At 70.6% G+C, this 24,123-nt stretch carries 19 protein-coding genes; 10 read left to right on the top strand and 9 right to left on the bottom strand.

Going from position 1 to position 24,123, the window contains the following annotated elements; all coding sequences use genetic code 11:
• Nucleotides 1-20: 20 nt before the first annotated feature.
• Nucleotides 21-548: a methylated-DNA--[protein]-cysteine S-methyltransferase gene (ogt, locus tag HNV26_RS21155; RefSeq protein ID WP_171440637.1), complete on the bottom strand. Its 528-nt coding sequence runs from the start codon at nt 546-548 to the stop codon at nt 21-23.
• Nucleotides 502-2,094 carry an AlkA N-terminal domain-containing protein gene (locus tag HNV26_RS21150; protein WP_171440636.1) on the bottom strand — a complete coding sequence of 531 codons (1,593 nt, stop codon included), beginning with the start codon at nt 2,092-2,094 and terminating at the stop codon, nt 502-504. The genes ogt and HNV26_RS21150 overlap by 47 nt, the downstream gene beginning before the upstream one ends.
• 196 nt (nt 2,095-2,290) lie before the next feature.
• Between HNV26_RS21150 and HNV26_RS21145 the strand changes: the two genes are divergently transcribed.
• A complete protein-coding gene (locus HNV26_RS21145; RefSeq protein WP_171440635.1) occupies nt 2,291-3,223 on the top strand; it encodes a metallophosphoesterase in 933 nt (310 codons plus the stop codon).
• Here HNV26_RS21145 and HNV26_RS21140 read toward each other — a convergent pair.
• Nucleotides 3,220-4,128, bottom strand: a complete 909-nt coding sequence (locus HNV26_RS21140; protein ID WP_171440634.1) for a phosphatase PAP2 family protein — start codon at nt 4,126-4,128, stop codon at nt 3,220-3,222. The genes HNV26_RS21145 and HNV26_RS21140 overlap by 4 nt on opposite strands.
• 87 nt (nt 4,129-4,215) lie before the next feature.
• Between HNV26_RS21140 and HNV26_RS21135 the strand changes: the two genes are divergently transcribed.
• The 6 genes from HNV26_RS21135 to HNV26_RS21110 all read left to right on the top strand — a co-directional run bounded on the left by HNV26_RS21135 (nt 4,216) and on the right by HNV26_RS21110 (nt 15,331).
• The gene (locus HNV26_RS21135; RefSeq protein WP_171440633.1) at nt 4,216-5,037 is read left to right on the top strand and encodes a GNAT family N-acetyltransferase; all 822 of its coding nucleotides are present in this window, start codon (nt 4,216-4,218) and stop codon (nt 5,035-5,037) included.
• 163 nt (nt 5,038-5,200) lie between these two features.
• Nucleotides 5,201-8,440: a PD-(D/E)XK nuclease family protein gene (locus HNV26_RS21130; RefSeq protein WP_171440632.1), complete on the top strand. Its 3,240-nt coding sequence runs from the start codon at nt 5,201-5,203 to the stop codon at nt 8,438-8,440.
• Nucleotides 8,437-12,102: a UvrD-helicase domain-containing protein gene (locus HNV26_RS21125; RefSeq protein WP_171440631.1), complete on the top strand. Its 3,666-nt coding sequence runs from the start codon at nt 8,437-8,439 to the stop codon at nt 12,100-12,102. The genes HNV26_RS21130 and HNV26_RS21125 overlap by 4 nt, the downstream gene beginning before the upstream one ends.
• A 12-nt stretch (nt 12,103-12,114) precedes the next feature.
• A complete protein-coding gene (locus tag HNV26_RS21120) occupies nt 12,115-13,425 on the top strand; it encodes an adenylosuccinate synthase (protein ID WP_171440630.1) in 1,311 nt (436 codons plus the stop codon).
• 92 nt (nt 13,426-13,517) lie between these two features.
• A complete protein-coding gene (locus HNV26_RS21115; protein WP_171440629.1) occupies nt 13,518-14,834 on the top strand; it encodes a tetratricopeptide repeat protein in 1,317 nt (438 codons plus the stop codon).
• A gap of 62 nt (nt 14,835-14,896) precedes the next feature.
• On the top strand, nt 14,897-15,331 hold the full coding sequence (locus HNV26_RS21110; protein ID WP_171440628.1) for a PH domain-containing protein: 435 nt from the start codon (nt 14,897-14,899) through the stop codon (nt 15,329-15,331).
• Between the two features lie 8 nt (nt 15,332-15,339).
• Here the strand turns inward: HNV26_RS21110 and HNV26_RS21105 are convergent, their stop codons facing one another.
• The 3 genes from HNV26_RS21105 to HNV26_RS21095 all read right to left on the bottom strand — a co-directional run bounded on the left by HNV26_RS21105 (nt 15,340) and on the right by HNV26_RS21095 (nt 17,889).
• Complete coding sequence (locus HNV26_RS21105) at nt 15,340-16,200, bottom strand: FHA domain-containing protein (RefSeq protein ID WP_171440627.1); 861 nt, start codon at nt 16,198-16,200, stop codon at nt 15,340-15,342.
• A gap of 132 nt (nt 16,201-16,332) precedes the next feature.
• Nucleotides 16,333-17,103: a YqjF family protein gene (locus tag HNV26_RS21100; RefSeq protein ID WP_171440626.1), complete on the bottom strand. Its 771-nt coding sequence runs from the start codon at nt 17,101-17,103 to the stop codon at nt 16,333-16,335.
• Nucleotides 17,104-17,265: 162 nt separating this feature from the next.
• Nucleotides 17,266-17,889 (bottom strand): hypothetical protein, encoded by a 624-nt coding sequence (locus HNV26_RS21095; RefSeq protein ID WP_253816860.1) that lies wholly within the window; start codon nt 17,887-17,889, stop codon nt 17,266-17,268.
• A 167-nt stretch (nt 17,890-18,056) separates the two neighbouring features.
• On the opposite strand from HNV26_RS21095, the gene HNV26_RS21090 reads away from it, so the two are divergent.
• On the top strand, nt 18,057-19,259 hold the full coding sequence (locus HNV26_RS21090; protein ID WP_171440624.1) for a carbohydrate-binding family 9-like protein: 1,203 nt from the start codon (nt 18,057-18,059) through the stop codon (nt 19,257-19,259).
• Between the two features lie 12 nt (nt 19,260-19,271).
• Here HNV26_RS21090 and HNV26_RS21085 read toward each other — a convergent pair whose 3' ends face one another.
• Complete coding sequence (locus HNV26_RS21085) at nt 19,272-19,526, bottom strand: hypothetical protein (RefSeq protein ID WP_171440623.1); 255 nt, start codon at nt 19,524-19,526, stop codon at nt 19,272-19,274.
• Entirely contained in the window at nt 19,523-21,991 is a 2,469-nt protein-coding gene (locus HNV26_RS21080; protein ID WP_171440622.1) for a DNA internalization-related competence protein ComEC/Rec2, read from the bottom strand. The genes HNV26_RS21085 and HNV26_RS21080 overlap by 4 nt, the downstream gene beginning before the upstream one ends.
• Nucleotides 21,992-22,174: 183 nt before the next feature.
• Between HNV26_RS21080 and HNV26_RS21075 the strand changes: the two genes are divergently transcribed.
• Both HNV26_RS21075 and HNV26_RS21070 read left to right on the top strand, forming a co-directional pair.
• A complete protein-coding gene (locus HNV26_RS21075; RefSeq protein WP_013939202.1) occupies nt 22,175-22,669 on the top strand; it encodes a CarD family transcriptional regulator in 495 nt (164 codons plus the stop codon).
• Between the two features lie 90 nt (nt 22,670-22,759).
• The gene (locus HNV26_RS21070; protein ID WP_171440621.1) at nt 22,760-23,407 is read left to right on the top strand and encodes a hypothetical protein; all 648 of its coding nucleotides are present in this window, start codon (nt 22,760-22,762) and stop codon (nt 23,405-23,407) included.
• Here the strand turns inward: HNV26_RS21070 and HNV26_RS21065 are convergent.
• The gene (locus tag HNV26_RS21065) at nt 23,385-23,984 is read right to left on the bottom strand and encodes a hypothetical protein (RefSeq protein WP_253816859.1); all 600 of its coding nucleotides are present in this window, start codon (nt 23,982-23,984) and stop codon (nt 23,385-23,387) included. The two genes, HNV26_RS21070 and HNV26_RS21065, sit on opposite strands and share 23 nt — an antisense overlap.
• Nucleotides 23,985-24,123 lie beyond the last annotated feature (139 nt).

Genomic DNA, 24,123 nt, shown 5'->3' with positions numbered 1-24,123 from the left:
AGGGGAGGCGCCCGACGGCATCAGCGCGTTGATGATTGGGGAGTCCCGCGCGATGCATGGCGGCGCTCGTGGTCGAGCAGCCACTGCTTGCGCTCCAGTCCACCGCCGTAGCCCGTCAGCGACGCGTTGGCCCCCACCACCCGGTGGCAGGGGACCACCACGCCAATCGGATTGGCGCCGTTGGCCATGCCCACGGCGCGCACGGCCTTGGGGCGGCCGATTCGCTGGGCCAGTTGGCCGTAGCTCGTGGTGGCGCCCGCGGGGATGTCACGCAGCGCACGCCAGACTTCTCGCTGGAACGGCGTCCCCGCGGTGGCCACGGGCAGCGAGTCGATGACGCTGACGTCTCCGCGCAGATAGGTCTGCATCGCGGTCGTCCTGCCGAAGGGGTCGCTCGCGGGCTCGAGCACGTAGCCGTTCACGCCGTAGTGGAGCCGGAGCAGCCGGAGCATCCGGGGCTCGTACTCCTCCCAGTCGACCGCGCGCAGGTTGCCCGCTTCGTCACAGACGACCAGCATCGAGCCGATGGGCGTGGGGGCGCGGTCCATGAGCAAACGCAGCGGCGGGGGCATCGTCATCTCTCTGTCGCGAGGGGGAACGGGAAAGGTGGGGTGTGGGCCCGGGCCGGGCGGAATCCGCGGCCCACAGGTGCTGCGCGGCATAGGCACGCCAGGGGCTCCAGGCCGCGGAGCGGCGGAGCGCTTCGTCTGGAGACGGCCGCACGCCATCCTCGCCCGTGAGTGCACGCAGCAGCGCGACATCCGCCGAAGGGAAGGCATCCGTTTCGCGTACGGCACGCAGCGCGATGTACTGCGCCGTCCAATCTCCGATGCCGGGGATGCGCTTGAAGCGTTCGACGGTCTCCTCCAGCGTGGCGCGTGGCTGGAACAGCCTCGGGTCCGCTGCGGCCGCCGCGGCCAGGCTCGACAGGGTCCGGGCCCTGGCGGCGGGCATGCCGAGCGAGCTCAAGTCCTCCTGGGCCAATCTCTCCGGCCGGGGAAAGGTGCGCATCAGCCGGGCATCTCCCGTCGATTCGACACGGGCGGGCTCGCCATACGCCGCGACCAGCCGCGCCCCGAGTCCGCGCGCCGCGGCGACCGTGACTTGCTGTCCCAACACGGCCCGGACCGCGAGCTCGAAGCCATCCCAGCCTCCCGGTGCTCGCAGTCCCGGCCGCAGCGATACCAGCGGGGCGAGGTGCGGGTCGCGGGACAGGTGTTCCCGGATGACGTCCATGTCCGCGCCCACGTCGAAGACGCGCCGGACCTGCCCCACCACCGTGGGCAGGGCCTGAACCTGGGGGAGGCGGAGCGTCGCGAGCAACCCGTCGCGTCCAGGGACTCGGAAGACTTCGACGGCGCCCGGCCCCCCTGCGGTCACCACGGTCCGCCGGTAGCGCCCGGCCTCGATGTGCTCCAGGCCCGGGAGGGCCCGTGCCTCCAGATGCGCCAGCATCGCTTCCCAGTCATAGGGGGGCTGGTAGGGGATGAAGAGCGTGACACCCGCGGCGGCATCGCCCGCCGGGGCTCGGCTCCGGCGGAGCGCGCTGGGAGGCCGTCCATACAGGGCGCGGAACACGTCGTTGAAGCGGCGGACGCTGCGGAACCCCGAGGCCAGTGCCACCTCGGCCATGGGCAGGGTCGTCTCATGCAGGAGTTGCCGGGCGAACAGCACGCGCCGAGTCTGGGCGACGGCTACGGGCGAGGCCCCCAGGTGCTGCTGGAACAGCCGCCGCAGCTGCCGGTCGCCCACGCCCAGCCGGCCCGCGAGCGCCTCCACCCCGGCGCCGTCGTCATCCAGGCCGCCCTCGGCGATGAGCGCCAGGGCCCGGGAGACGGTGTTGGAGGTGCCGCGCCAGAAGGCGAGGTCCGGTGACGTCTCCGGGCGGCAGCGCAGGCATGGCCGGTAGCCCGCCTCCTGGGCCCCGGCGGCGCTCGGATAGAAGGTGCAGTTCTCGAACCGGGGCGTCCGGGCCGGGCAGATGGGCCGGCAATAGATGCGCGTCGTCCGGACGGCGGTGAAGAACCGGCCGTCGAAGCGGGCATCTCGGGTCTGCATCGCGCGGTAGCACGCGCTGGCGTCCAGGCCGTTCATGGAGGGCAAACTCCCATACCGGGTGGCCGCTGTCTGGCCGCTTTCGGACTTCAATGGCAATGAGCTGGACGGGGTGCGTCATCCGCCGCGCCCCGGGGTTTGGCCGCCCGGAGAGGTTGCGTTCTGTCAGGCATTGGCGACATGAGATGGTCTCGACTCGACAGGGCGGTGCGGCGCGTGCAGCCTTTCAAGCAAGATGCCGGAACCCCTACTTGTCGCGGCCGTGGGCGACATCCATGGCCGCTTCCACCGTGTGGAGACGTGGCTGGACGCGCTGGAGCAGGCTCGTGGCCGCCGGGTGGACCTGGTGCTGGCGGTGGGCGACGTCGAAGCCTTCCGCCGCGCGGATGACCATCGGCGCAAGGCCGCCAAGCGAGCCATGCCCGCCGAGTTCGCGGAATACGCGGATGGCCTCCGGCAAGTGAAGCGGCCCCTGTACTTCATCGGGGGCAACAACGAGGACTTCGAGGCGCTGCACGACCTGCAGTTGGGCGGGACGCTGGCGCCGAACGTGACGTACCTGGGCCGAGCCGGGGTGCGCGAGCTGTGCGGATTGCGGGTGGCGTACCTGTCGGGCATCCACGCGCCGCGCTTCGTCGACCAGCCATTGAAGCCACCCTCCACGCCGGACATGGTGAAGCAGGCCGGCTACTTCCGCACGCCGGAGGTCGAACAGGTGGCGGAGCTCCGCGACGTGGACCTGATGCTGGTCCACGAATGGCCGCGAGGCATCGTCCAGCGCGCGCGGGAGGAGAACCCGTCACCGCCGAGGCCGTTACCCTCGTATTGGATTGGCAATCCCGTGACGCGGCGGCTCGTGGACACGGTGTTGCCGAAGTGGATGCTGTGCGGCCACTCGCACAAGGGCTTCGCGGTGACGCTGGAGGGCCCGGGACGTCCGGCCACCCGCATCGCCTGCCTGGACCAGGCGGCCAGGGCCCAGGAGTCCATCTTCTGGTTGGAGTACGAGGGCCGGCAGGCCCTGCGCGCGGGCTGGGGCCTGTCGGGCGCCATCTCATGGACCGCCGGCCAGCGCTGGGACATGAACTCGCTGCCCCCGCTGGCCGCGGAGGGAGAGGGCGCCCCCGCGGAGTTCGGCGTCGGAGAGGCGATGCCGGCGCGGAACTAGAAGGTGCCGGAGATGCCCATCATCCGCGCGCTGGCCACGGGCGCCATCTGGATCTGCCCTGACTGGACGTTCGGCGTGGCCTCGCCCTTCCGGCCATGAAGCAGCAGGGGCACGGCGACGCCGAACGCTGAGCCGAGCAATGCGCCGGTGGCCACGTCCGTGAGGTAGTGCTTGTCGGCGCCCATGCGCAGCAGGCCCACGGAGGTGGCCACGGGAAGGCCCACCGCCCAGAGCCACGCCTGGTGCTTGTAACCGCGCAGCGCGGCGACGGTGCCCGCGGACACCACCAGCGAGAAGGCGAGGTTGGTGTGGCCGCTGTAGAAGGACAGGTTGTTGTCGCTGGGGTGGTCGGTGAGGCTCTTCTGGTCCTCGGGGAGGATGTGGACGAAGGGGCGTTCGCGGCCGGCGATGAACTTCACCGTCTGGTTCGCCAGGGAGGCGAACACCGCGCTCTGGACGATGATGGTGGCGTCCTGGGCGAAGTAGCGAGTCGGAGCGCCCGAGCCATGGCCCATGGCGTACTGGATGCCGAGCACTCCCGCCGGCAGCGCGCCGAAGCCGATGATGTTGCTCCAGTTGTGGGCCCGTTTGCGGGCGGCCGGCGTCGACCCGACGATGCCGCGTCCCCAGCGGTCCAGCCGGTTGAGGCGGTCCGTCCCATCCGGCGCGCGGTCGCACCAGCGGCACTGCGCCGGGGCCAGGTCGTCCTTGAAGAACGCCTCACTGGAAATCCACAGCACGCCCGCCACTCCGGTGCTCACGCCATCCCGGGTCCAGTCGAAGCGGAGCTCATGGAGCCGCGGCTCGTCCGAGCCGCCTTGCGCGGCGGCGGGGGTGATGGGGACGACGGTCAGCAGGACGGCAATGGCAAACGCTCGATAAGGAAGGCGCACGGCCGGCAGCATAGGGGCGCAATCCCGTCGGGTTCCAGCGAAGTCCCATGACTTCGTGCGTAGACTCGGCCCCGCATGTCATTGGAGGCTTGCCCCCTCATGCAATTGACATCCGCGTCGGAACTGCCGCTGCGCGCCCTCTCCACGCTGTTTGCCCGCGCCTTCGAGGGGTATTTCGTCACCGTGCCGGACGCCCCCGGTCTGTTCGATGCACGCGTGCGCAGTGAGCACATCTCGCTGGAGGAAAGCCGCGTCGCGCGCGTGGACGGGGAGCCCGTGGGGCTCGTCTTGATGGCCCGCCGGGGCGGGGAGAGCCGCGTGGCGGGCATGGGCGTGGTGCCCGCCTGGCGGAATCGCAAACTGGGAGGTGCCATGCTGCGCCCGCTGCTGGAGGACGCGCGAGCGCGTGGCGACACCCGGATGCTTCTGGAGGTCATCGAACAGAACGCACCCGCGGTGACGCTCTACGAGCGGCTGGGCTTCCAGCGCGTGCGCCGGCTGGTGGGCTTCGTGGGGACGCCAGCGCCCTTGGCGGAGACCTCCGCGCTGGAGGAAGTGGAGCCGTGGGAGTGCGCGCGGCTGCTGCCGGAGGGATTGCCCTGGCAGCTGGCTCCCGCGACAGTCATGGGGTTGGCGTTGCCCGCGCGTGCGTTCCGGCTGGGCCCCGCGGTGGCGGTGGTGGCGGATGTGGCGGCGCCCACGCTGGTCGTCCGGTCCGTGGGGGTGGAGCCGTCGGCCCGGGGGCAGGGCGCTGGCCGCAGGCTCCTGGGGGCCCTGGCCGCGCGGTGGCCCGGGAAGGCGCTGGCCGTGAGCGCCGTCGTGCCGGAAGGCCCCCTGGCGCGCTTCTTCCAAGGGGCGGGATTGGGGGCGACTCCGCTCACACAGCTCGAGTTGGAGCTGTCACTGAATGTGCGCTCATGAGCCCCCCGCGACTCGCTGTAAATCCGGGAGGCCCGGCGTGGATATCGATGGACTGGCCGGGAATACGCGGACAGCGGCCGGGCAGGCACGGAAATGACCTGGGCGGCGGGCCTTGAATGGAGCATGAAAGTCACCCGCCCGGTCGTTCTAGAATCCGCCCCGCATGCCCTTCCGCTCTGGCCACACCCTCCACGTGTTCCCCGACGCCGGCCGGCGCCAGGCCGCGTTGCGGGCCATGGGCGACGCCAGCGGCCTGAGCGTGGGCGCGCACCTGCTGACCTGGGAGGAGATGCTGCAGGCGCTGGGCGGCGCGCGTGAGCTCAACCGGCGTCCATGCCCGGCGGTGGCGGCGCGAGCGGTGGTGGCCTCCCTGGGATTGGAGCTGGGGCCCACGCCTTTCGGCGACTATGTGCGAGAGCCCGCCTTCGCGCGCGCCGCGCTGGACGTGGTGCTGGACCTGAAGGCCGGGCGCCTGTCCGCTCGGGAGCTCCAAGACGCGGTGGAGGTCCTGCCGCAGGAGCGCAGGAACCGGATCCGCGTGATTGCGCGCCTGTACCACCTGTACGAGCAGCGGATGGCGGAGCTCTGTCTCGCGGACCGCGAGGACGTGCTGCGCGGTGCACGCGAGGCGCTGGGCCGAGGCGCGTGGCCCGTGGGGTGGGAGGGGCTGAGCACGCTCGTGCTGCACGGCGTATATGACGTGCGGCCCTCGGGGCTGGAGTTGTTGCTGGCGTTGGCGGCGGCGTGTGAGTCCCGTCGGGTGACGTTGCGCGTGGAGACGCCGGTGGGTGGCTCGCCCGCGGCGGACGCGGCGCTGACGGCGCTGTTTCGCGCCTTCGAGAACCGCGGCGATTCCATGACGCACGTGGACCTCTTCAAGGCGGACGTCACCTTCGAAGGCCGGCCTTTCATCGACCTGGGGCGCCACCTCTTCTCGCCTCGGGCGCCGCGCGACGTGTTGAAGGACGCGGTGCCGTCCCTGCGTGTGTGGAACGCGGCCACGGCCCGTGACGAGGCGCGTCTGGTGGCTCGGGACGTGCGGCGCTTGCTGGCCGAAGGCGTGGCGCCCGGCGACATCGCGGTGGCGTACCGGGAGCTGGGGCCCGAGGCGGGCTGGCTCGCGGAGTCGCTGGGGGAGCTGGGCGTGCCGGTGCGCCTGCCCTGGGGTGAACCGCTGGGGCTCGCCGGTCCCGTGCGTCTGGCGCTGGACCTGCCGCTGCTGGTGGAGGATGGCTTCCCGGTGGAGCGCATGGCGGACCTGATGGGCAGCCGCTATGCGCCCACCTTGTCGCGCGGTGGTCCGGACGCGCCCGCGACGCTCTTCGCCCAGGCCGCCGTGCGCGATGACCGGTTGGGCGCGCTGCGGAACCGGGGCGCCTACGACGTGCGGCTGGACGGGCTGGCCCGGCGGATGCTCGCGCTCAGCGGTACGCGCAAGGCGCAGGACAGCAGCCGCGTCCACGCCGTGAAGCTGCTGCGAGAGCGTTGCCTGCTGTTGGTGGAGGCGTGCCGCCGCATCCCCGAAGAAGGCACCGCCGTGGAGTTGCTGGCGGCGTGGTGGCAGGTGGTGGAGCGGCTGGGCCTCGTGGATTCAGAAGGCGCGTTGGCGCCTCGCGAGGAGGGGAATCTGGGCGCGCGCGCGGCGGATGCTCGGGCACGGGATGATGCCGCGCGTGAAGCGCTGCGCCTGCGGGTGCTGGGCCTGACGCGGATGATGAAGGCGGTGGGCGGCGGACCGAAGATGCGCCGCCGCACGTTCGGCCGCTGGCTGCGTGACGCGATGGCGGACGCGCACCTGCCTCCGCGTGGGCCCCGTGGCGCCGCCGTCGAGGTGCTCGACGTGGCCGAGCTGCCGGGCCGCTCCTTCCAGCACCTCTTCCTCGCGGGACTGACGGAAGGCCGCTTCCCCGGTCGTGACGCACCCTCTCCGCTGCTGGCGGACGCGGAGCGCGCGGCGCTCAACAAGCACCTGGGCCGCGACGTCTTCCGGCTCACGGGCGGCGAATTCGACGAGCGCGCGGCGTGGCGCCTCACCGAGGACCGGCTGCTGTTCGCCAGCGCACTTGCCGCCGCCGAGGCGAGCGTCAGCCTGTCCTTCGCGGTGGAGTCCGCCGGAGGTCAGGAGCAGGTGCCATCGGCGTTCCTGGAAGAGGTGCGCCGGCTCACCGCGTTGAAGTGGGAGCCGCGCTCGCTGTCACCCATTCCGCCGCTGGACGAAGTGCTCACCGAGTCCGAGCTGCGCCGCTGCGTGGCCCTGGAGGCCTTGTCCCAGCCCAAGCTGCGCGTCACCGAGCCCGACGCCGCGGCCTCGGTGCTTCGGCGCCGCTTCGCGTCCGAGGCCTGGTACGCGGGGGCGCGCGAGCTGTCGGAAGTGGAGCTGGAGCGCCTGTTCTTCTTCGGCAACGCGAATGCGCAGCCGGGGCCGTACTCCGGCTCGGTGGACGTCAACACCCTGCGTGAGTCCTTGCGTGAGACCTTCCGTTTCGACATCACCCGGCCGCTCTCTGCGTCGGCGTTGGCGCGCTTCGGCAACTGCGGCTTCCAGGGCTTCCTCTCGTATGGCCTGAAGGTGGCCGAGCCGGACGTGCCGGGCGAGGAGTTCGACGCCCGGGGCCGTGGCACCTTCTGGCACAAGGTGGTGGAGGAGGTCTTCGCGGCCTTGAAGGAGAAGCAACTGTTGGGCAAGGCGCCGGAGGAGGTCCCGGACGAGGTGCTGGACGCCGCGCTCAAGGCCGCCATCAAGGACTTCGAGCGCGTGCACCACGTGGGACACCCCGAGCTGTGGAAGCTGGCGCACGAGCGAGCACGCGCGATGGCTCGCCGCATCCTCGTGGACGAGCGGCGCGGCTTGCCCTTCGACGCGATGACGCCGGAGAACTTCGAGTTCCGCTTCGGCCCGGCCGCCCGTGATGACAAGTGGAGCAACGTCGTGCTGCACGCGGGCGAGGAGCCCGTGTACTTCGAGGGCACCATCGACCGGCTCGACAAGTCGGGCGGCGAGGTGGGCGTCATCGACTACAAGTCGGGCCGGCTGGACAAGCGCTCGCTGAAGGAGCGGCTGCTGACGTCCGACTTCCAGCTCCCGCTGTACCTCTACGCGGCGCGCGAGAGTGGCCACAAGGACGCGCGGCAGGCCGCGTGGTTCTCCCTGCGCACGGGCATGGCCATCCGCCTGTCCGAGGTCATCTCCGACGCGGAACTGGATGAGCTGCTGTCGAAGGACCCCGAGGTTCGCGCGAAGGTGGCGGAGAAGGAGGGCCTCAACCTGCCCAACGCCGTGGAGGCGCTGGTGGGCACGCTGCGGCAGGGGCAGTTCGCCGCGCGGCCCCAGGACTGCGGGACGTGTGGCTATCGCGCGGTGTGCCGGATTACGGACAGGCGCGTCACGGAGGACGGTGGATGATCAGCGAGCCGTCCCTCTTCGCGCTGGAGCGCAACCTCGCCCTGATGGCGGGCGCCGGCGCGGGCAAGACTTACAGCCTGGTCACCATGACGTTGCACCTGCTGGCCGGGGCACGCGAGGCAGGCGGGCCGGTGCGCCCGTCGCGGCTGTGCATGCTCACGTTCACGGACAAGGCCGCCGCGGAGATGCGCTCTCGCGTCCGCCAGCGTCTGGACGCGCTGGCCCAGGGGGAGACGCGCCTGGACCAGGAAGAGGCGCTGAGAGCGTCGCTGGCGCGCCTGGACAAGCCCTTCCCCCTTCCAGATGCCTGGCGGCAACTGCGTGAGGAGCTGGGAGCGGCCACGGTAGGCACCTTCCATTCGCTGTGCGGCCAGTTGCTGCGCCGCGCGCCGCCCGCGGTGGGCATCGACCCGAACTTCGAGGTGCTGGACTCGCTGGAGGCGGCGGGGCTGGTACAGGACGTCTGCGAGCGCGTGGTGCTGGACGCGCTGGAGGTCGGTGACGCGCAGGTCCGGGAGCTGTGCCAGGAGCTGGGCTTCTCCGGCTCGGGCTTCTCCGACGGGCTCGTGGCCGCGTTGATGGCCGTCTACGGCAAGCTGCGCGAGGAGGGACTGCGCGCGGAGAAGGCCGCCGTGAGTGACGCCGCCGAAGCGCGCGCGGAGCTGGAGTCGTCCATCACGCAGTGTCTGGAGCTGTGCGCCGAGGCGCGGGGCCTGGACGCGAAGGGTGAGTGGAGCCGGTTGCTGGGTGGGCTGGAGCGCGCGCTCAACGGCATGACGCCGGAGAACTTCGGACAGGGCGAGCGTTACCCCTGGCTGCGCGCGTGCTTCAAGGTGGACGGCCGCAACTTCTCGCGGCTCAGCAAGGGGGCCGCGGGGCCCATTCGAGCGCTCTACTGGCGCATCTTCGGCAAGAGCGATGGCTCCGTGCCCCGGCTGGATGATGCCTGGGCCGCCTGGCGCACCGCGCCCTTCGAGGTGACGTTCCGCGAGCTGCTGACGCGCGTGGAGACGCGTCACGACACGGAGCTGTCCCGCCGCAACGTGCTGGACTTCACGTCCCTGCTGGTGAAGTCACGCGACCTGCTCCGGGCGCACCCGGAGTTCCGCCGACAGGTGCAGGAGCGCATCGGCGCGCTGCTGGTGGACGAGTTCCAGGACACCAACCGTCTCCAGTTGGAGCTGGTGCTGCTGCTGGCGGAGCGGCGTGAGGACGGTCCGCGCGAGCTGGCGCCGGACGTGGACCTGGTGACGGCGCTGCCGCTGGAGCCCGCCTTCCTGTGCGCGGTGGGTGACCGCAAGCAGTCCATCTACGAGTTCCGTGGCGCGGACGTGTCCGTCTTCTCCGTGCTGGCGAAGAAGCTGGTGGAGGAGGGGGGCACGCAGGGCTTCCTCCAACAGAACCGCCGCTCCGTGCCCGGGCTGTTGTCGTTCTTCAACCGCACCTTCGCGGGGGTGCTCGTCGCCGCCGACTCCGGGGCGCCTCGGCCCTTCGAGGTCATCTACGTCCCGGAGAAGGATGACCTCTCCGCGGTGAGGCCGTCACTGACGGACACGCCGGTGGTGGAGCGGCTGCAACTGGAAGAAGCGGACACGTCGGCGGACCTGCGCTGGCTGGACGCGGATGCGATTGCCCGCCGGCTGCGGTGCATGCTGGCGCCGGGGGCGCCTCCTTCCGTGGCGCGTGAGGACGGCGAAGGGCTGCGTCCCGCGCGGGGCGGCGATGTGGCCATGCTCTTCCGGACCTTCACGCACCTGGAGGTGTACCGGCAGGCGCTCATCCGCCACGGTGTCCCGCACCGCGTGCTACGCGGTCGTGGCTTCTACGGCGCGCAGGAGGTGCTGGACCTGGCCTCGCTGCTCGCGCTGCTGGCGGATGCAGAGGACGCGCTGGCCTTCGCGGCGGTGCTGCGCTCGCCCCTGGTGGGGCTGAAGGATTCGTCGCTGTTCCTGCTGGCCGGGGACGCACCGCTGTCCTTGGCGTCGCCCCGGTTGACGGACCCGGAGGTGTTGGCGTCGCTGTCCGAGCGAGAGCGTCAGCGCCTGGAGTGTTTCCTCGCCGCGCTTCCCGGCTTGCGACGCGAGCGCGACCGGCTGGGCGTGCGTGAGTTGCTGGTGTCCGCGCTGGACGTGACGGGCTACCGCGAGGCGCTCGCGGGCTCGCCCTACGCGGAGCAGGCCAGCGCCAACGTGGAGAAGCTGCTGGCGCTGGCGTCGCGCCGGGACGAGCGCGGCACGGGAGGCTGCGTGGCCTTCGCGCGCGAGCTGCGGATGCTGGCGGAGAACAACCCCACGGAGGCCCAGGCGGACCTGCTGGACGCGAGCGACCCTCGCGCGGTGCAGCTCCTCACCATCCACAGCGCGAAGGGGCTGGAGTGGCCGGTGGTGGTGGTGCCCTCGATGGGCAGCCGGCGGCGTGGCACCTCGGGGCGTGTCCACTTCGAGCGCACGCACGGCATCTCCCTGCAGCCGTGGGTGCCGGACTCACTGGATGATGACTACACCTCCAGCCGCTTCAACGCGGTGCGCGCGGAGCTGAAGGCACGCGAGGTCGCCGAGTACCGCCGCTTGCTCTACGTCGCGCTCACGCGCGCCAAGGACATGCTGGTGCTGGCGGGCGGCGCGGAGCGAAGCGGTGGCAAGGACTCCTGGTGGCACCTCATCGACGGGCGCCTGGACGTGGACGCGGAGCTGCGGGGCCTGGTCGATGACCTGGACGTCGATTCGCTCCCGCCGCCAGCGGACCCGGAGCCGCCCGGTCCAGAGGCCTTGTTGCTCGCCGAGGCGCGTGTCGAAGCCGCGCTGCTGCGGGTGCGGGGGCCGCGTGTCGCGCACGCCGAATCACCGGCTGCGGCCGTGGCTTCCGCGGAGGCGTTGCAGGACTTCATCGCCTGTCCACGCCGCTTCCACTACGTGCACCGGTTGGGGCTTCGCGGTGCGCCGTGGCCCTGGGAAGTGCCACCCCGTGGCGCGCCGCCCCTAGTGGAGCCCGACGGTTGGCTCCCTGTCGAGCGTCCGGAGGACCTGGTGCAGCGGCTGCTTCGCGGCGTCGACCTCCGACTCGCGGCGCCGGATGTGGACACTTCGGAGCGCAATGCTCACCTGGAAACGTTGCTGCGTGACGCGGGCGCGTTGCCGGACGAAGCGGGCATGGGCGAGGTGCTGTGCACCGTGGAGCGCTTCCTGACGTCATCGTTCGCGCGTCAACTGGCGAGGGCGCCGTCACAGACAATTCACCGAAGCCTTCCGTTCATGCTTGCCCTGGAGGGCGAGGTGGGTGTCGAGGGGGCGGTGGACCTGCTGTGGGAGTCACCCCACGGGGAGGCCGTGGTGGTGGCCTTCAAACACGGCGGGCGTCATCCGTTGGGAGCGGCCGCGTACACCTACGAACTGGCGGCGCTGGGGCTGGTGGCCCGGCGGATGGTGCGAGAAGGGGTGCCGGTGCGGGTGGGAGTCGTCTTCCTGAAAGAGTCCCAGCCAGAGCCCGAGTGGCTGTCCGGGACGAGGGGCCTGGAGGAGGCCGCCGGGCGGCTCGCGGGGGCAGCACGGGCAGTGGCACGCGGTGAAGCGAGGGGTGAATGGGATGGGAGGGAGAAGGCAGCCTGCCAGGCCCTGCATTGTGGCTTCGCGGAACACTGTCACCCGGCCCCCCGCGCGTGCTAAGCGGCGAGCACCATGCCGAACGTCGTCGTCATTGGAGCGCAGTGGGGAGATGAGGGGAAGGGCAAGGTCGTTGACCTGCTCACCGAGCATGCCCAGGTCGTCGTCCGCTTCCAGGGCGGCAACAACGCGGGCCACACGCTGGTGGTGGGTGGGCAGAAGACCGTCCTCCACCTGATTCCCTCGGGTATCCTCCACCCTGGGAAGACGTGTGTGATTGGCAACGGAGTGGTGGTGGATCCTGCCGTCCTCGTCGGGGAGATTGACGCGCTGAAGGTGCGCGGCTTCCTCAAGGACGACGCGCAGCTCCTCATCTCCGACAATGCCCACGTCATCTTCCCGTGGCACAAGCTGCTGGACAGCTTCCGCGAGAAGGCGCGCGGCGGCAGCGCCATTGGCACCACGGGCCGGGGCATTGGCCCCGCGTACGAGGACAAGGTGGCCCGTCGCGGCATCCGCGTGCGGGACCTGCTCAACGCGGACCGGCTGCGCACGCGCATCGAGGCCCGGTTGCCGGCGGCGTTGGAGGAGCTGAAGGACCTGTGCGCGAAGACGGGCGACACGGTGCCGCAGCTCGAGGTGCCGCAGGTGTTGGCGGAGTTCACCGGCCTGGGCGAGCGCCTCAAGCCCTTCGTCCACGACGCCTCGCTCTACCTGTCCGGCCAGGTGCGCCGCGGCGCCCGCATCCTCTTCGAGGGCGCGCAGGGCACGCTGCTGGACGTGGACCATGGCACCTATCCCTTCGTGACGTCCTCCAACTGCGTGGCGGGCAACGCGGCGGTGGGCTCGGGCCTGGGGCCCACGGCCATCGACAAGGTGATGGGCATCAGCAAGGCTTACACCACGCGCGTGGGCGGCGGTCCGTTCCCCACGGAGTTGCACGACGCCATCGGCGACCAGCTGCGCAAGATGGGTGACGAGTTCGGCACCACCACCGGCCGGCCCCGTCGCTGCGGGTGGCTGGACGGCGTGGTGCTGCGCTACGCCTCGCGCGTCAACGGGCTGTGGGGCATGGCCCTCACCAAGCTGGACGTGCTCAGCGGCCTCAAGACGCTGCAGATCTGCACCGCGTACGAACTGGACGGCCAGAAGGTGACGGAGCTGCCCGGCGACTACGAGGACCTCGCGCGCGTCAAGCCCATCTACGAGACGCTCCAGGGCTGGGACGAGCAGATCGCCGGCGTGCGGACCTTCGACGAGCTGCCGGAGAACGCCAAGCGCTACGTGCGCCGGGTGGAGGAGGTCAGCGGCGTCCCCGTGGTATGCGTCTCCGTGGGCGCCGACCGCGGAGAGACGGTGCTGCTCCAGAACCCGTTCCGGAGCTGAGCGGAGGCGAAGGGCTGGCGTCGCTCGCGGGCGTGCTGACGCGGCCCTGGTTTTTCTGCTACGGCTTCCGGTTCGATACCCCGGGAGCCGTCATGGTCGTCTTGCGCAGGTTCGTCATCGCGCTGTCCGCGGCAATGCTGCTGGGGGCCGCGGAGCCATCCGCCGCGGCCCGGGCCGCATTCCTGCGCGGGGAGTCGGCGCTGGCGCGTGGTCGCTGGGATGACGCGGCCACCGCCTACCGCGAGGCCCTGGCCGACACGCCCGGCTATCCCTCCGCCCTCAATGGCCTGGGCAGTGTGCTCTTCCGCAAGGGGCAGGTGCAGGAGGCGCTCACGCTCTTCCGTGACGCCGCGAAGGCCGACCCCGGCTTCAAGATGGCCTGGTTCAACCTGGGCTATGCCGCGCGGAAGACGGGGGATGCGGCCACGGCGGCACAGGCCTACGAGCGCTACACCGAGCTCGAGCCCGGCGACGCGGACGGCTTCTACGGCCTGGGGGAGAGTTACCGGCAGCTCGGCCAGAAGGACAAGGCGATCCCCGCGTACCAGGCGTACATCGCCCGTGAGCAGCGCAAGGGGGAGCAGGTCTGGGTCCGCAAGGCGACCGAGCACCTGAATGCCATGGGCGCCGAGCCGCTCGCGGTGGCCACCGCGCCGGCCGTTGCGACGCCCTCGGCGGCGCCCGTTGCGGAATCCGTGACGTCCAATCCGGCGCTGGCGGCGTCGCGCATCCGTGACGGCGACGCCTTGATGAAGGAGCGCCGCTACCGCGAGGCGGCCTTCGCCTTCCTGGATGCATCCCACGCGGATGCGGGCCATGTGGAGGCCTTGTTCAAGCTGGGCAACGCCTTGGCGGTGCTGGGCTACTACGGGCAGGCGGTGGCGCAGTGGGAGCGGGCCACCGCGCTCACGAAGGACGCGGCCATCCAGCAGAGCGCGAAGGAGAACATCGACCGCGCGCGGGCGAAGATGGCGCAGGCGGGCGCTTCTCCCCAGGCCGCGGGACAGGCACCGGGCTCCGGGCCCGTGGCCGACACGACGCGCGCGCTGGCGCGCCGGGCGTATGAGCAGGGCGTGCAGCGCATCGCCAGCAAGGACTTCAGTGGCGCGCTGAGCAGCCTCACCCAGGCCATCCAACTCGAGCCCATGCTGACCGTGGCCTTCGTCGCGCGAGGCAGCGCCAACATCGGCCTGCGTCGCTACGCGGAAGCCGCGGCGGACTATCAGTACGCCTTGGAGCTGGAGCCCGGCTCGGCGTCTCCGCTTTACGGACTGGCCGAATCTCTCCGCGCCATGGGCCGCACGCTGGAGGCACGCGACCTCTACGAGCGCTATGCCGCCTCCTCCTCCGCGGACGTCCGCCCCCAGCTTCAGGAGGAATCCCGACAGAAGGCGGCGCGCCTGCGTTGACCGGCAGGCAGGAAGCCTGAGGGGCGGTGGACCGTGTCAGCCCCAAGCATTAGCTTCCATGGATGACCGGGCGCGACGCGGAACCGAACGGACGGCAGGTCTTCAGACCCCGACGGGTCCTCGCAGCGGCCATGGCCGCCGCGGGTCTCCTCTGGGTTGCCGTGCTGGTGTACCTCCTCCGATTCTTCGATGAGGTCCCGCTCAAGACCTTCCTCTCAGCGGGATTTTTCGTCCTCTTCTTCGCGGTGTCGCTCATGTACTACGGGCGCACGCACATCGTCGTCGATGCCCGGGGGTTGACCTACCGAGGCATGGTGCGGACGCGGCGTTTCACCTTCGCGGACATCCGCAAGCTCGATGTCCTGCCCGGGCCCGTGACGGTCTACGCCATCCGGGGCAAGGCGGGCCTCGTCCACTTCACCAGCTTCTTCAGGCACCATCGGCAGCTCGCGCGGCTCCTCGTGGAGCGTGCGGGGCTGGGGCCCATTCCAGGCTGAGCCTCGCGTCAGCTTCCCGTGGCGAGCAGCCACGTGACGGCCACGCCCACGGAGGCCGCCACCGCGCCCAGTCCAATCAGCCACCATTCGCCGCGAGGCTTGGGCACGCTGGGAGGGGCCTCGGGCGTGGGCTCCGCCGTGACTTCGGTGGAATCAGGGCAGGCCGTGTCAGAGGGCGATTCCTGCTCGCCAGCAGGCGAGGCGGGGGGCGGGGGCTCTTCCACGGCGGCCTGGAAGCGGAGCAGTGAGCGGCCCATTTCAATGACGTCGCCATCCGCCAGCGGAACCCGGGATTCGACGCGCTGGCCGTTGAGGAAGACGCCGTTGGGGCTGCCCAGGTCCTCCAGGGAGAATCCTCCTTCGCCGTGGAGGACGCGCGCATGCGTCCTGGACACGGCCCGGTCTCTCAGCCGCATCGCGACGTCGCTGCCCCGGCCGATGTCCGTCTGCGCCTCGGCGAGCGCATGGACGCGCCCGACATCCAGTCCCGTGAGGCAGGTGAGGGTGGCCGCGCGCGATGGGGCCGGTTCATCCGTTCCCGTCAGCAGTCCCTTGAGGAGCGCCACGGTGCCCAGCCCGCGCTCACTGACGGCCTCCTGAAGCACGCGCAGTCCCATGTCGTCGGGCAGGCCGAGCGCCTCTCCGGGAATCACCAGTCTCGGGACGCCCGGGGGGACCAGCACGCCATTGACGGAGAAGGTGCGCGCGGCCTCGACCATGAGCCGCTGTGCCTCGATGCGCAGGCTGAGAAGGCTCGGCGGCAGGCCCTCCAGTCGGATGTGGTCATCCGGACCGCCTCCCAGGAGGTGGATGCCATCGGAGAGCTCGAAGGGGGTGGTGGAGCCCAGGTGTTCGAATTCGAAGCGCATGAGACAGCCCGGAAGCAACGGGCTGGCCGTCCCAGGAGGCCAGGGTTCCGCGGACTTGCCGTCCATGTGCGTCCCGGCGGCGATGGGGCCGTCCGAAGCGCGAGACACCCGCGGAGGAAGCGCGGACCTGGCTCAGGCGGCGCGCGGCTTCTCGGAGGCTGGCGACTGGCCGGTACCGGAGCCCGTTCGCGTGCCGGGATACACGGCCACGGCCGATCCGTCCGCGACGAAGGCGGAGCTGGGCTTGCCGCGCAGGAAGGGGACGAACCTCGCGCCGTACATGCCTTCCACGTCGATATCGAGCGCGGTGGTGTCCACCTGCCACACGGACCAGCGGGGATGCTCCACGCGGTACTCCGCGCAGCCGCCGTCCCGTTGCGCGGTGTAGCCCCAGTAGTGCTCGGTGATGAACTCCGCCTCCGAGCCAGGCTCGCTGGCCTGCGGCGGACCGAGCGTCGTCGCCGCCAGGTGCTGCCACTTTCCCCCCGCCTTCCACGCATATTCGACGCGGCCAGGGGCGCCGGTGTGCGCGCCTTCCATCTCCACGACGTGCCGCATGGGCAGCGCGACATACGGCTCGTTGTAGAGCACGCGCGCCACGGTGGCGATGGCCTGTCGCGGGACGATTTCCTTCACGAACACCACGCCTCGCCGCCAGCCTTCAGGGCCGAGATGGCGCACGTAGAAGCGCAGGTTCACCTCGTCGAAGTTGCGGTGGAACGGCACGGGCAGTCCCCGCACGCGCGTGTCTAGGAACCGGAAGCCCACCATGCTGGCGAAGGTCCGGCCCTGCCAGGTGTCCAGCTCCGTGTCACGAGGGACGAGGGGGCGCAGTACCTCCGGGTCCACCTCGTAGTTGAGCATGACGAGATACCGCCACTCCGCCGTGAGGAAAGGGCGCATGCCTCCGTCCTAATGCGGGGGCGTCTCCCGACGCCACTCCCTCTGACTGCGGGCGTGCGTCGCGCTCACTCCTCGCAGAAGCCGGCATTCTGCGAAGGGGAGCGTTCGGCGGAGGCCCGGTGTCCGGGCTTGCTCCATGCCCAGGCACAGGTGGCCGCGTCGCTACCAGGTCGCGCCGACGTTGACGGTGCCCGCGTAGCTGCCGCCGCTGCTGAAGCTTCGGTCGCCAATCGTGACGTCGCCGGGCGGGGCGTTCGCCGCGAACTGCTGGTCCAGGAGGAAGCTGTACTGGAGCCGGGCATCAGCGGTGAAGTTGCCCATGTGGACGCGCAGGCCGCCGCCCAACGGGATGTTGCCCGCCGTGTCATCCGCGAAGGCGACCGTGGGTGCCCGCACGTTGTACCGGCTGATGCCCACGCCGCCCAGGATGTAGGGCTGCACGGGCGCGGCACCCAGGCCCAGCGTGGCCACCACGTGCGCGCCGTTTCGTACCAGGTCCGGGCCGCTCCGGGCGCCCGTCACCACGCGCGGGTCGAACTCGTTGAGGGCGCCCGAGTAGCCCAGCTCGATGCCCAGCACCTTCGTGGGCTTGATGGCCACCGTCACGCCGTAGCCAAGGCCCGGGTTGATGTCGGAGCCCAGTGCGCTCGTGTAGCCCTCGACACCGCCGCCCACCAGGAACGTCAGTCCGCGCATGTCCGCGGAGGACTCCAGCCGCTCCTGTGCCATGGCGCTCCCTGCTCCCAGCACACCCACCACCGCGCCCACCTTGAGTAGAGTTTTCATTCGCGCCTCCCTTGGGCCTGAACCGCTGGTTGAGGCGAGAAGATGGGAGCCGCCGCTCGGCATGACAATTGCCGAGACCCCAGGGTGAGAGGGGTACGATGGTCGCCTGCCCGCCCACCTCGTGGTGAACCCATTGGACGCGAAGCCCGCTAGGATGCGCGGCCTCGATGCGTCTCCCGTCCTCCGTCATCGCTCCGCTGCTGGCCGTCACCTGTCTTGCCACCGCCTGTCGTGATGAGCAGGCCGGGCCGCGTCAGCAGACACCCCGCATTCCCGCGCCCACGCAGCTCCGCACCCTGGACGCGGCGCCCGCGGACCTCACGTTCCGCAGCGGCGCGACGTTCGCCGGTGGCGCGGTGGTGTACCTGGGCTCCAAGGTGTCACCGGAGAAGGCCGCGCCTGGCACGCAGGTGAGGTTGGCCCATTACTTCCAAGCGGTTCGTCCGCCGCCGCAGGGCTTCGCCTTCTTCGTCCACGTCGTGGACCCGGCCAGTGGCGGCATGCTCACGAACGCGGACCATGAGGTGCAGGGGGGCGCCGCGCCGCTGGCGTCATGGCCGGTGGGCAAGGTCATCGAGGACGTCCACTCGGTGCCCATGCCGGGCACGCCCGCGCGCGTGATGCTCGGCTTCTGGCGGGGAAACTCCCGGCTGCCTGTGGACGACGCCCAGGCGCATGACGGCTCGCAGCGGATGCTGGGGCCTCAGTTGGGCGGTGCCGCGCAGGAGCTGCCCGAGTACTCCGTCCCGCGCGTGAGCCAGCCGCCCACCATCGACGGCGTGCTCGACGACGCGGCGTGGAAGCAGTCCAAACCGGTGGTGCTGCGCCGGAGCTTCGACGGGAGCGCAGCGCGCCAGCGCACCGAGGCGCGGCTCGTCCATGACGGCAAGTTCCTCTACGTGGCCTTCGACCTGGATGACCCGGACGTGTGGGGCACGCTGCGCAAGCGCGATGACCCCATCTACGAAGAGGAAGTGGTGGAGATCTTCCTCGACGCGAACGCGGATGGCCGCACGTACAACGAACTTCAGGTGTCACCGCACAACGTCATCTTCGACGCGTACTTCCCCGCCCGTCGGCAGGGCATGGACCGCTCCTGGGATTCAGGGATGACGTCCGCCGTGAAGGTGCGGGGCACGTTGGATGATGCCTCGGACCGCGACGAGGGCTGGTCGGTGGAGATGCAGATTCCCTTCGACAGGCTGGCCGAAGTCCCGCACATCCCGCCCCAGCCCGGTGACCGCTGGCGCTTCAACCTCTACCGGCTGGAGCACCATGACCGCCGCACGGTGGAGGGGCAGTCCTTCTCGCCCCTCTTCGTCGGCGACTTTCATGCGCTGCCGCGCTTCGGTTGGCTCGTGTTCGAATAGGGGCGCCCGCGCTCACGCGTGGGGGCTGATGTCCCAGTGAGCGTCCGCGACGGACCGCTCGGTGGGGTCCCCCAGGAAGCGGAGGAAGCCGCGAGTCTCCAGCGTGTCGATGAGCTCCTCCGCCTCCAACTGCGAGAAGCCGCGCAGGTCCACGAGCAGGTTGCGCATCACGGACTTGCCACGGAGGTACCCGATGGGTTCTCCCGGACCGAGCGCGTTCTTCAGGTCGGCGGTGAGCTGCTGGAGGTCGATATCCTCTGGAATCATCGGCCCCAATCTGGTGATGCGCCCCCAGCCCGCGCAACCGGCATGACCCGGGGAGAGGGCTCGTGGGGCAGGAAGGTGAGCAGGCGGACGTCCTGGCCGTCGCTTTCCACGGTGATGGCGCCATGCTGGTCCGTTCTCCAGCACTCGCTTCTCAGCGCCCGGTATCGCGCCTCCACGTCGTCGTGGGGAAAGCCGTACCGGTTGCGCCGGCCCACGCAGAAGACGACGTGCCGTGGGCGTGTTCGCGCCAGCAGGGCTTCCGTGGAGGACGTCCGTGAGCCGTGGTGAGGGGCCTTCATCACCGTCACCGGGCCCAGGTGTTCCGCCAGGGCCTCCTCGCCATCCGCCTCCACGTCGCCCGTGAGCAGCACGGTGACGTCGCCGTGGCGCACCAGGAGCACCACGCTTCGGTCGTTCGCGCCTTCCAGCAGGTCGCGTGCCTCCAACGCCGGAGGTCCGAGCACTTCGATGGTCGCCTCGCCCAGGCGCAGGGGGGGATGGCCCACCTCGACTTCCTCCACGAGCGCCGTCCCCGCCGCGGCCACCACCTGCCGTGAGAGCGGACCGTCTCCGTCGCCCGCGGGCATCCACAGTCGCTGGGTGGGAATCTGCTTCAACGCGGAGGCCAGCCCGAGCGCATGGTCCGGATGCGGATGTGACAGCACGGCGAGGTCCAGCCGGGAGATGCCCGCGTGTTTCAGGTAGGGGAGGATGAAGCGTTCCGCGGTGTCCATGCCGCCTGGAACGCCGCCGCCATCCACGAGCATGTGCTCACCACCGGAGCTGACGACCACGCCGTCGCCCTGACCCACGTAGAGAAAGGTGACGCGCAGCCCGGGCTGCGGCGTGAGCACCGGCGACAGGATGGCGGCGACGACGGCCGCGGGAGCCAACAATCCGCCCAGCCGCCAGCGCCCCGTGCCGAGCGCCCATGTCAGCAGCCCCGCCGCGTAGAGCGCCGACAGGAAGCCCAGTGACGGCACCTCGACCGAGGCCAGCGGCGCCGCCGCGAAGAGCCGGGTGATGACCAGCAGCAGCTCGGACGCCCAGGCGCCGGCCCACAGCACCGGCGTCGCCAGCGCGGGGGCGACGACGAAGAGCGCGGCGCCACCCGCGGCCAGGCCGGTGAGCAGCCCGCACAAGGGCAGGGCGACCACGTTCGAGATGAGCCCCGCGAGGCTCACCCGTCCGAAGGTCGCCGCGACGATGGGGAGTCCTGACAGCGTCGCGGCCGCGCTCGCGCACAGCGTCTGCGCCACCGTCTCCCGTGCCTGTCCCCACCAGCGCCGGACGCGGTGGGGCTCGGACGGGTCGGGCTCGGCCAGGGGCAGCGCTTGCCTCAGCGGCGGCGACAGCAGCACCAGCCCCAGTACGGCGAGGAATGACAGCCGCAGCGACAGGTCGGCCACGCTGGAGGGTGCCCAGGCCACCAGCACCACGGCCGCGGCGGCCAGTCCGTTGAGCCCGTCCGCGCGCCGCCACAGCGCCAGCCCCAGCAGCACCACCGTGGCCATCACCGCGGAGCGCACCGCGGGCGGCTGGTTGTCGGTGAACACGACGTAGGCCCAGACGAAGGGCACCGCCGCGGGGGCCGCCACCTGCCGAGCATCCAGCATCCGCCACCGCTCGCCGGTGCGCACCACCAGCCGCCGCAGCACCGCGAGCGTCATCAGCGCCAACGCCGCCACGTGAAGCCCGCTGACACTCAACACGTGGGCCAGTCCTGCGCGAGAGAAGGCCTCTTCCCACGAGTCATCCAGCGCCGCGCGTTGCCCCGCCGCCAGGGTGAGGAAGAGCGCCGCCGCATCCGCCGATGGCGACACCGAATGGACCGCCGCCGCCAGCCGCGTGCGCGTGTCCTCCAATGACACCCGCCACGCCGGGGCAGGGGAGAGCACCATCAGGCGCCGCGCGTCCATGCCACCGGTGAAGGCCACGCCCTGTCGTCGTCGCGCTGCTCCGAAATCCTTCTCGCCCGGGTTTGATGGGGGCGCGTCTGGCTGCAGCTTCGTCTCTGCCCGGACACGTTGCCCGGGTAGGAGCGGCGGTGGCTCGCCGCGCAGCGACAGGTTCATCCGGAACCGGACGGGCGCGAGCGGTCCGGGAGAGACGCCCGCCCGCGCGACGGCCAAGCGGACACGCGTTGTCCCGTCGAAGCGGTCCACCCGCTCCGTTTCTCCCTCGATGACGACGGTGTTGCCTTGGGTCAACTCCGCCGGCACATCCACTTGGGACTCCCAGCGCGCCAGCCCCGCGCCCGCCGCCCAGAGCGACGCCAGCACGGCGAGATGCGCACCAGGCAGCCGGGCAAGCGTCAGCCCGAGCGCTCCCAGTAAAAGCCCACAAACGAGAAATGGCTCGGCGTACGCGCTTGTTACCGGGGCGCAGAGGGCTCCGAGTGACAGGCTCAGGGCGGGAAAGAAGAGAGGACGCGCGCCCAGGTCGCGCCAAGCATGACGTTCCACCTTCCGACCCCCACCCGCCGCCCGTCACGCCGGTGCACACATCTGCCGACACCGCGTGTAGAAACCGACAACGTAGTCGGGAGCGTCCTGGGTGGTCAAGGCGTTATCGTTGCCCGTGGATGTGGTTTGTGGTAGTAGTGCCCGGCTGAAAGGCCGGGAACGAGTCTTTCAAGGAGGCAGTGAGTGCAGACCAGCTTCAAGACTGGTGACAAGGCGGTCTACCCGGGCCAGGGCGTCGGTGAAGTGATGGGTATCGAACACACCGAGGTGGCCGGGCAGCGCCAGTCCTTCTACGTGCTGCGCATCCTGGAGAACGGAATGCGGATCATGATCCCGATCAACAAGGTCGGGTCGGTCGGTCTCCGGGAGATCATCAGCGAGGAGGACGTCAAGCAGGTCTACTCCATCCTCAAGGAGAAGGACATCTCCGTTGACTCCACGACGTGGAACCGTCGTTACCGGGAGTACATGGAGAAGATCAAGACGGGCTCGGTGTTCGAAATCGCCGAAGTGCTCCGCGACCTCTACCTCCTGAAGGGCGATAAGGACCTCTCCTTCGGCGAGCGGAAGATGCTGGATACCGCGCGTTCGCTGCTCATCAAGGAGCTGTCGCTGGCCAAGGACTGCTCCGAGGAAGAAATCGAGTCGGACCTGAAGAAGATCTTCAATCTGGCCTGAGCCGTCCAGCTGCCGTCCAAGACTCGTCGCCCCGGGTTCCCAGTCAGGGAGCTCGGGGTTTCGTCTTTCCACGCCACATCATGTCCGCCCATGAGTGAGCAGCTGCCGCAGTCCCCCTCGGAAGAGGCGCGAGCGCGCCGCATCGCGGAGCTCGAGTTCCGGTTGGCGCGCCGCCGCGTGGGTGTACGGCCCATGGCCGCGGTCGTGGCCATCGCCGTGGGACTGGTGCTGCTCGGCATGCAGTGGAAGGACTTGTCGTATTTCCTGTCCACCAGCGTGCCGCTGACGTTGGGGGCGGAGGGGGCGTACCGCTTCGAGGCGCTCGTTTCCAACCGGTACGCCCAGGTGCATGGCGTGCCCACGGTCCGGGGCGCCTATGAGCGCGCGGACGGCGCGCTGTATGTCCTCGTGGGGCTGCGGGACTCGCCCTTCGTGGTGCGCCGGCCAGCGCTCCCGGGGGAGCAGTGGACGGATGGCCGTCCACCGCCGCAGCCGGACCAGCGCCCCTTCGCCGTGCGAGGGCGGCTGCTGGCGCAAGAGGATGCCCCTCGCTATCGCGATGCGCTGGCCCTGATGGAGCGGATGGGCGAGCTCCAACCGCGGGGCGGTCGGTTGTGGCTGCTCATCGAAGGCGAGCGGCCCGGCGCGGACAGGGGCCTGCTGCTCGTGTGCCTGGCGCTGGTCACCTTCGTGGTGCTCAACGCGATGCTGCTGGTCAGGGGGCTGAAGCGCCGGTGAGCCGGCCGAGTTGCTCGCGGGCCTCGCGGTTGCCAGTGTCGTGCTTCAGGGCCTGCTCGAAGGCGGCGCGCGCCTCGCTCACCCGGCCCGCGATGGCATGCTCCGTTCCGACCTGGACATGGAGCCGCGACAACTGCTTGCGCAGGGGCGGTCCGTGTTTGCTCCAGCCATGTGCCAGGGCGTCGTCCACGGAAATGGCGAGCGTCAGCTGGGCAATGGCCTCCGTGAAGTCTCGCTGTGCCAGGGCCTTCTTCGCCTGCGCCTCGGCGGTCTCGAAACGGATGAGCTGCCCGTGCAGCGCGGTGAGCTTCTCCGCCTGGGCCAGGTCCCGGGCCGCCGCCAAATCTCCCGCTTCGTAGCGGCGCAGGACTTCGGCCTCCTTCGCGGAGGTGGCGTCGGATGGCGCCGCCGCCGAATCGCGAGCCCCAGCCGCCCGCTTGTTCGAGGGGGCCACGGCCACGGGACGCACCTGCTTCGTGGTGCCACGCGCCACGTTCAGGGCGCTGATGCCCGTGGCCTTGGGCGTCAGGGCCGCGTTCTCCGCTTCGGGAGGTGGATTCTCAGGGGGGGCCGTCACGGCTCCAGCCTCCGTGTCGCCTGTTTTGTCGGCGCTGCTGGCTGCGGGTGTTTCCATGTCGAGCCGTGTGGGCGCACCCGACACGGCCACGGTCGGCGGAGCGGCGGCTGCGCTCGGGGGGGGCGCCGGTGGCGGGGCG

It is taken from the genome of Myxococcus xanthus (genome assembly GCF_013116825.1).
Lineage (GTDB): Bacteria > Myxococcota > Myxococcia > Myxococcales > Myxococcaceae > Myxococcus > Myxococcus xanthus_B.
This window is presented reverse-complemented; position numbering and strand designations above follow the sequence as displayed.

Excerpts from the sequence above, each read along its gene's own strand:
- ogt (WP_171440637.1), bottom strand. The coding sequence starts at position 548 with ATGGACCGCGCCCCCACGCCCATCGGCTCGATGCTGGTCGTCTGTGAC.
- HNV26_RS21150 (WP_171440636.1), bottom strand. The coding sequence starts at position 2,094 with ATGAACGGCCTGGACGCCAGCGCGTGCTACCGCGCGATGCAGACCCGA.
- HNV26_RS21145 (WP_171440635.1), top strand. The coding sequence starts at position 2,291 with ATGCCGGAACCCCTACTTGTCGCGGCCGTGGGCGACATCCATGGCCGC.
- HNV26_RS21140 (WP_171440634.1), bottom strand. The coding sequence starts at position 4,128 with ATGCTGCCGGCCGTGCGCCTTCCTTATCGAGCGTTTGCCATTGCCGTC.
- HNV26_RS21135 (WP_171440633.1), top strand. The coding sequence starts at position 4,216 with ATGCAATTGACATCCGCGTCGGAACTGCCGCTGCGCGCCCTCTCCACG.
- HNV26_RS21130 (WP_171440632.1), top strand. The coding sequence starts at position 5,201 with ATGCCCTTCCGCTCTGGCCACACCCTCCACGTGTTCCCCGACGCCGGC.
- HNV26_RS21125 (WP_171440631.1), top strand. The coding sequence starts at position 8,437 with ATGATCAGCGAGCCGTCCCTCTTCGCGCTGGAGCGCAACCTCGCCCTG.
- HNV26_RS21120 (WP_171440630.1), top strand. The coding sequence starts at position 12,115 with ATGCCGAACGTCGTCGTCATTGGAGCGCAGTGGGGAGATGAGGGGAAG.
- HNV26_RS21115 (WP_171440629.1), top strand. The coding sequence starts at position 13,518 with ATGGTCGTCTTGCGCAGGTTCGTCATCGCGCTGTCCGCGGCAATGCTG.
- HNV26_RS21110 (WP_171440628.1), top strand. The coding sequence starts at position 14,897 with ATGACCGGGCGCGACGCGGAACCGAACGGACGGCAGGTCTTCAGACCC.
- HNV26_RS21105 (WP_171440627.1), bottom strand. The coding sequence starts at position 16,200 with ATGCGCTTCGAATTCGAACACCTGGGCTCCACCACCCCCTTCGAGCTC.
- HNV26_RS21100 (WP_171440626.1), bottom strand. The coding sequence starts at position 17,103 with ATGCGCCCTTTCCTCACGGCGGAGTGGCGGTATCTCGTCATGCTCAAC.
- HNV26_RS21095 (WP_253816860.1), bottom strand. The coding sequence starts at position 17,889 with ATGAAAACTCTACTCAAGGTGGGCGCGGTGGTGGGTGTGCTGGGAGCA.
- HNV26_RS21090 (WP_171440624.1), top strand. The coding sequence starts at position 18,057 with ATGCGTCTCCCGTCCTCCGTCATCGCTCCGCTGCTGGCCGTCACCTGT.
- HNV26_RS21085 (WP_171440623.1), bottom strand. The coding sequence starts at position 19,526 with ATGATTCCAGAGGATATCGACCTCCAGCAGCTCACCGCCGACCTGAAG.
- HNV26_RS21070 (WP_171440621.1), top strand. The coding sequence starts at position 22,760 with ATGAGTGAGCAGCTGCCGCAGTCCCCCTCGGAAGAGGCGCGAGCGCGC.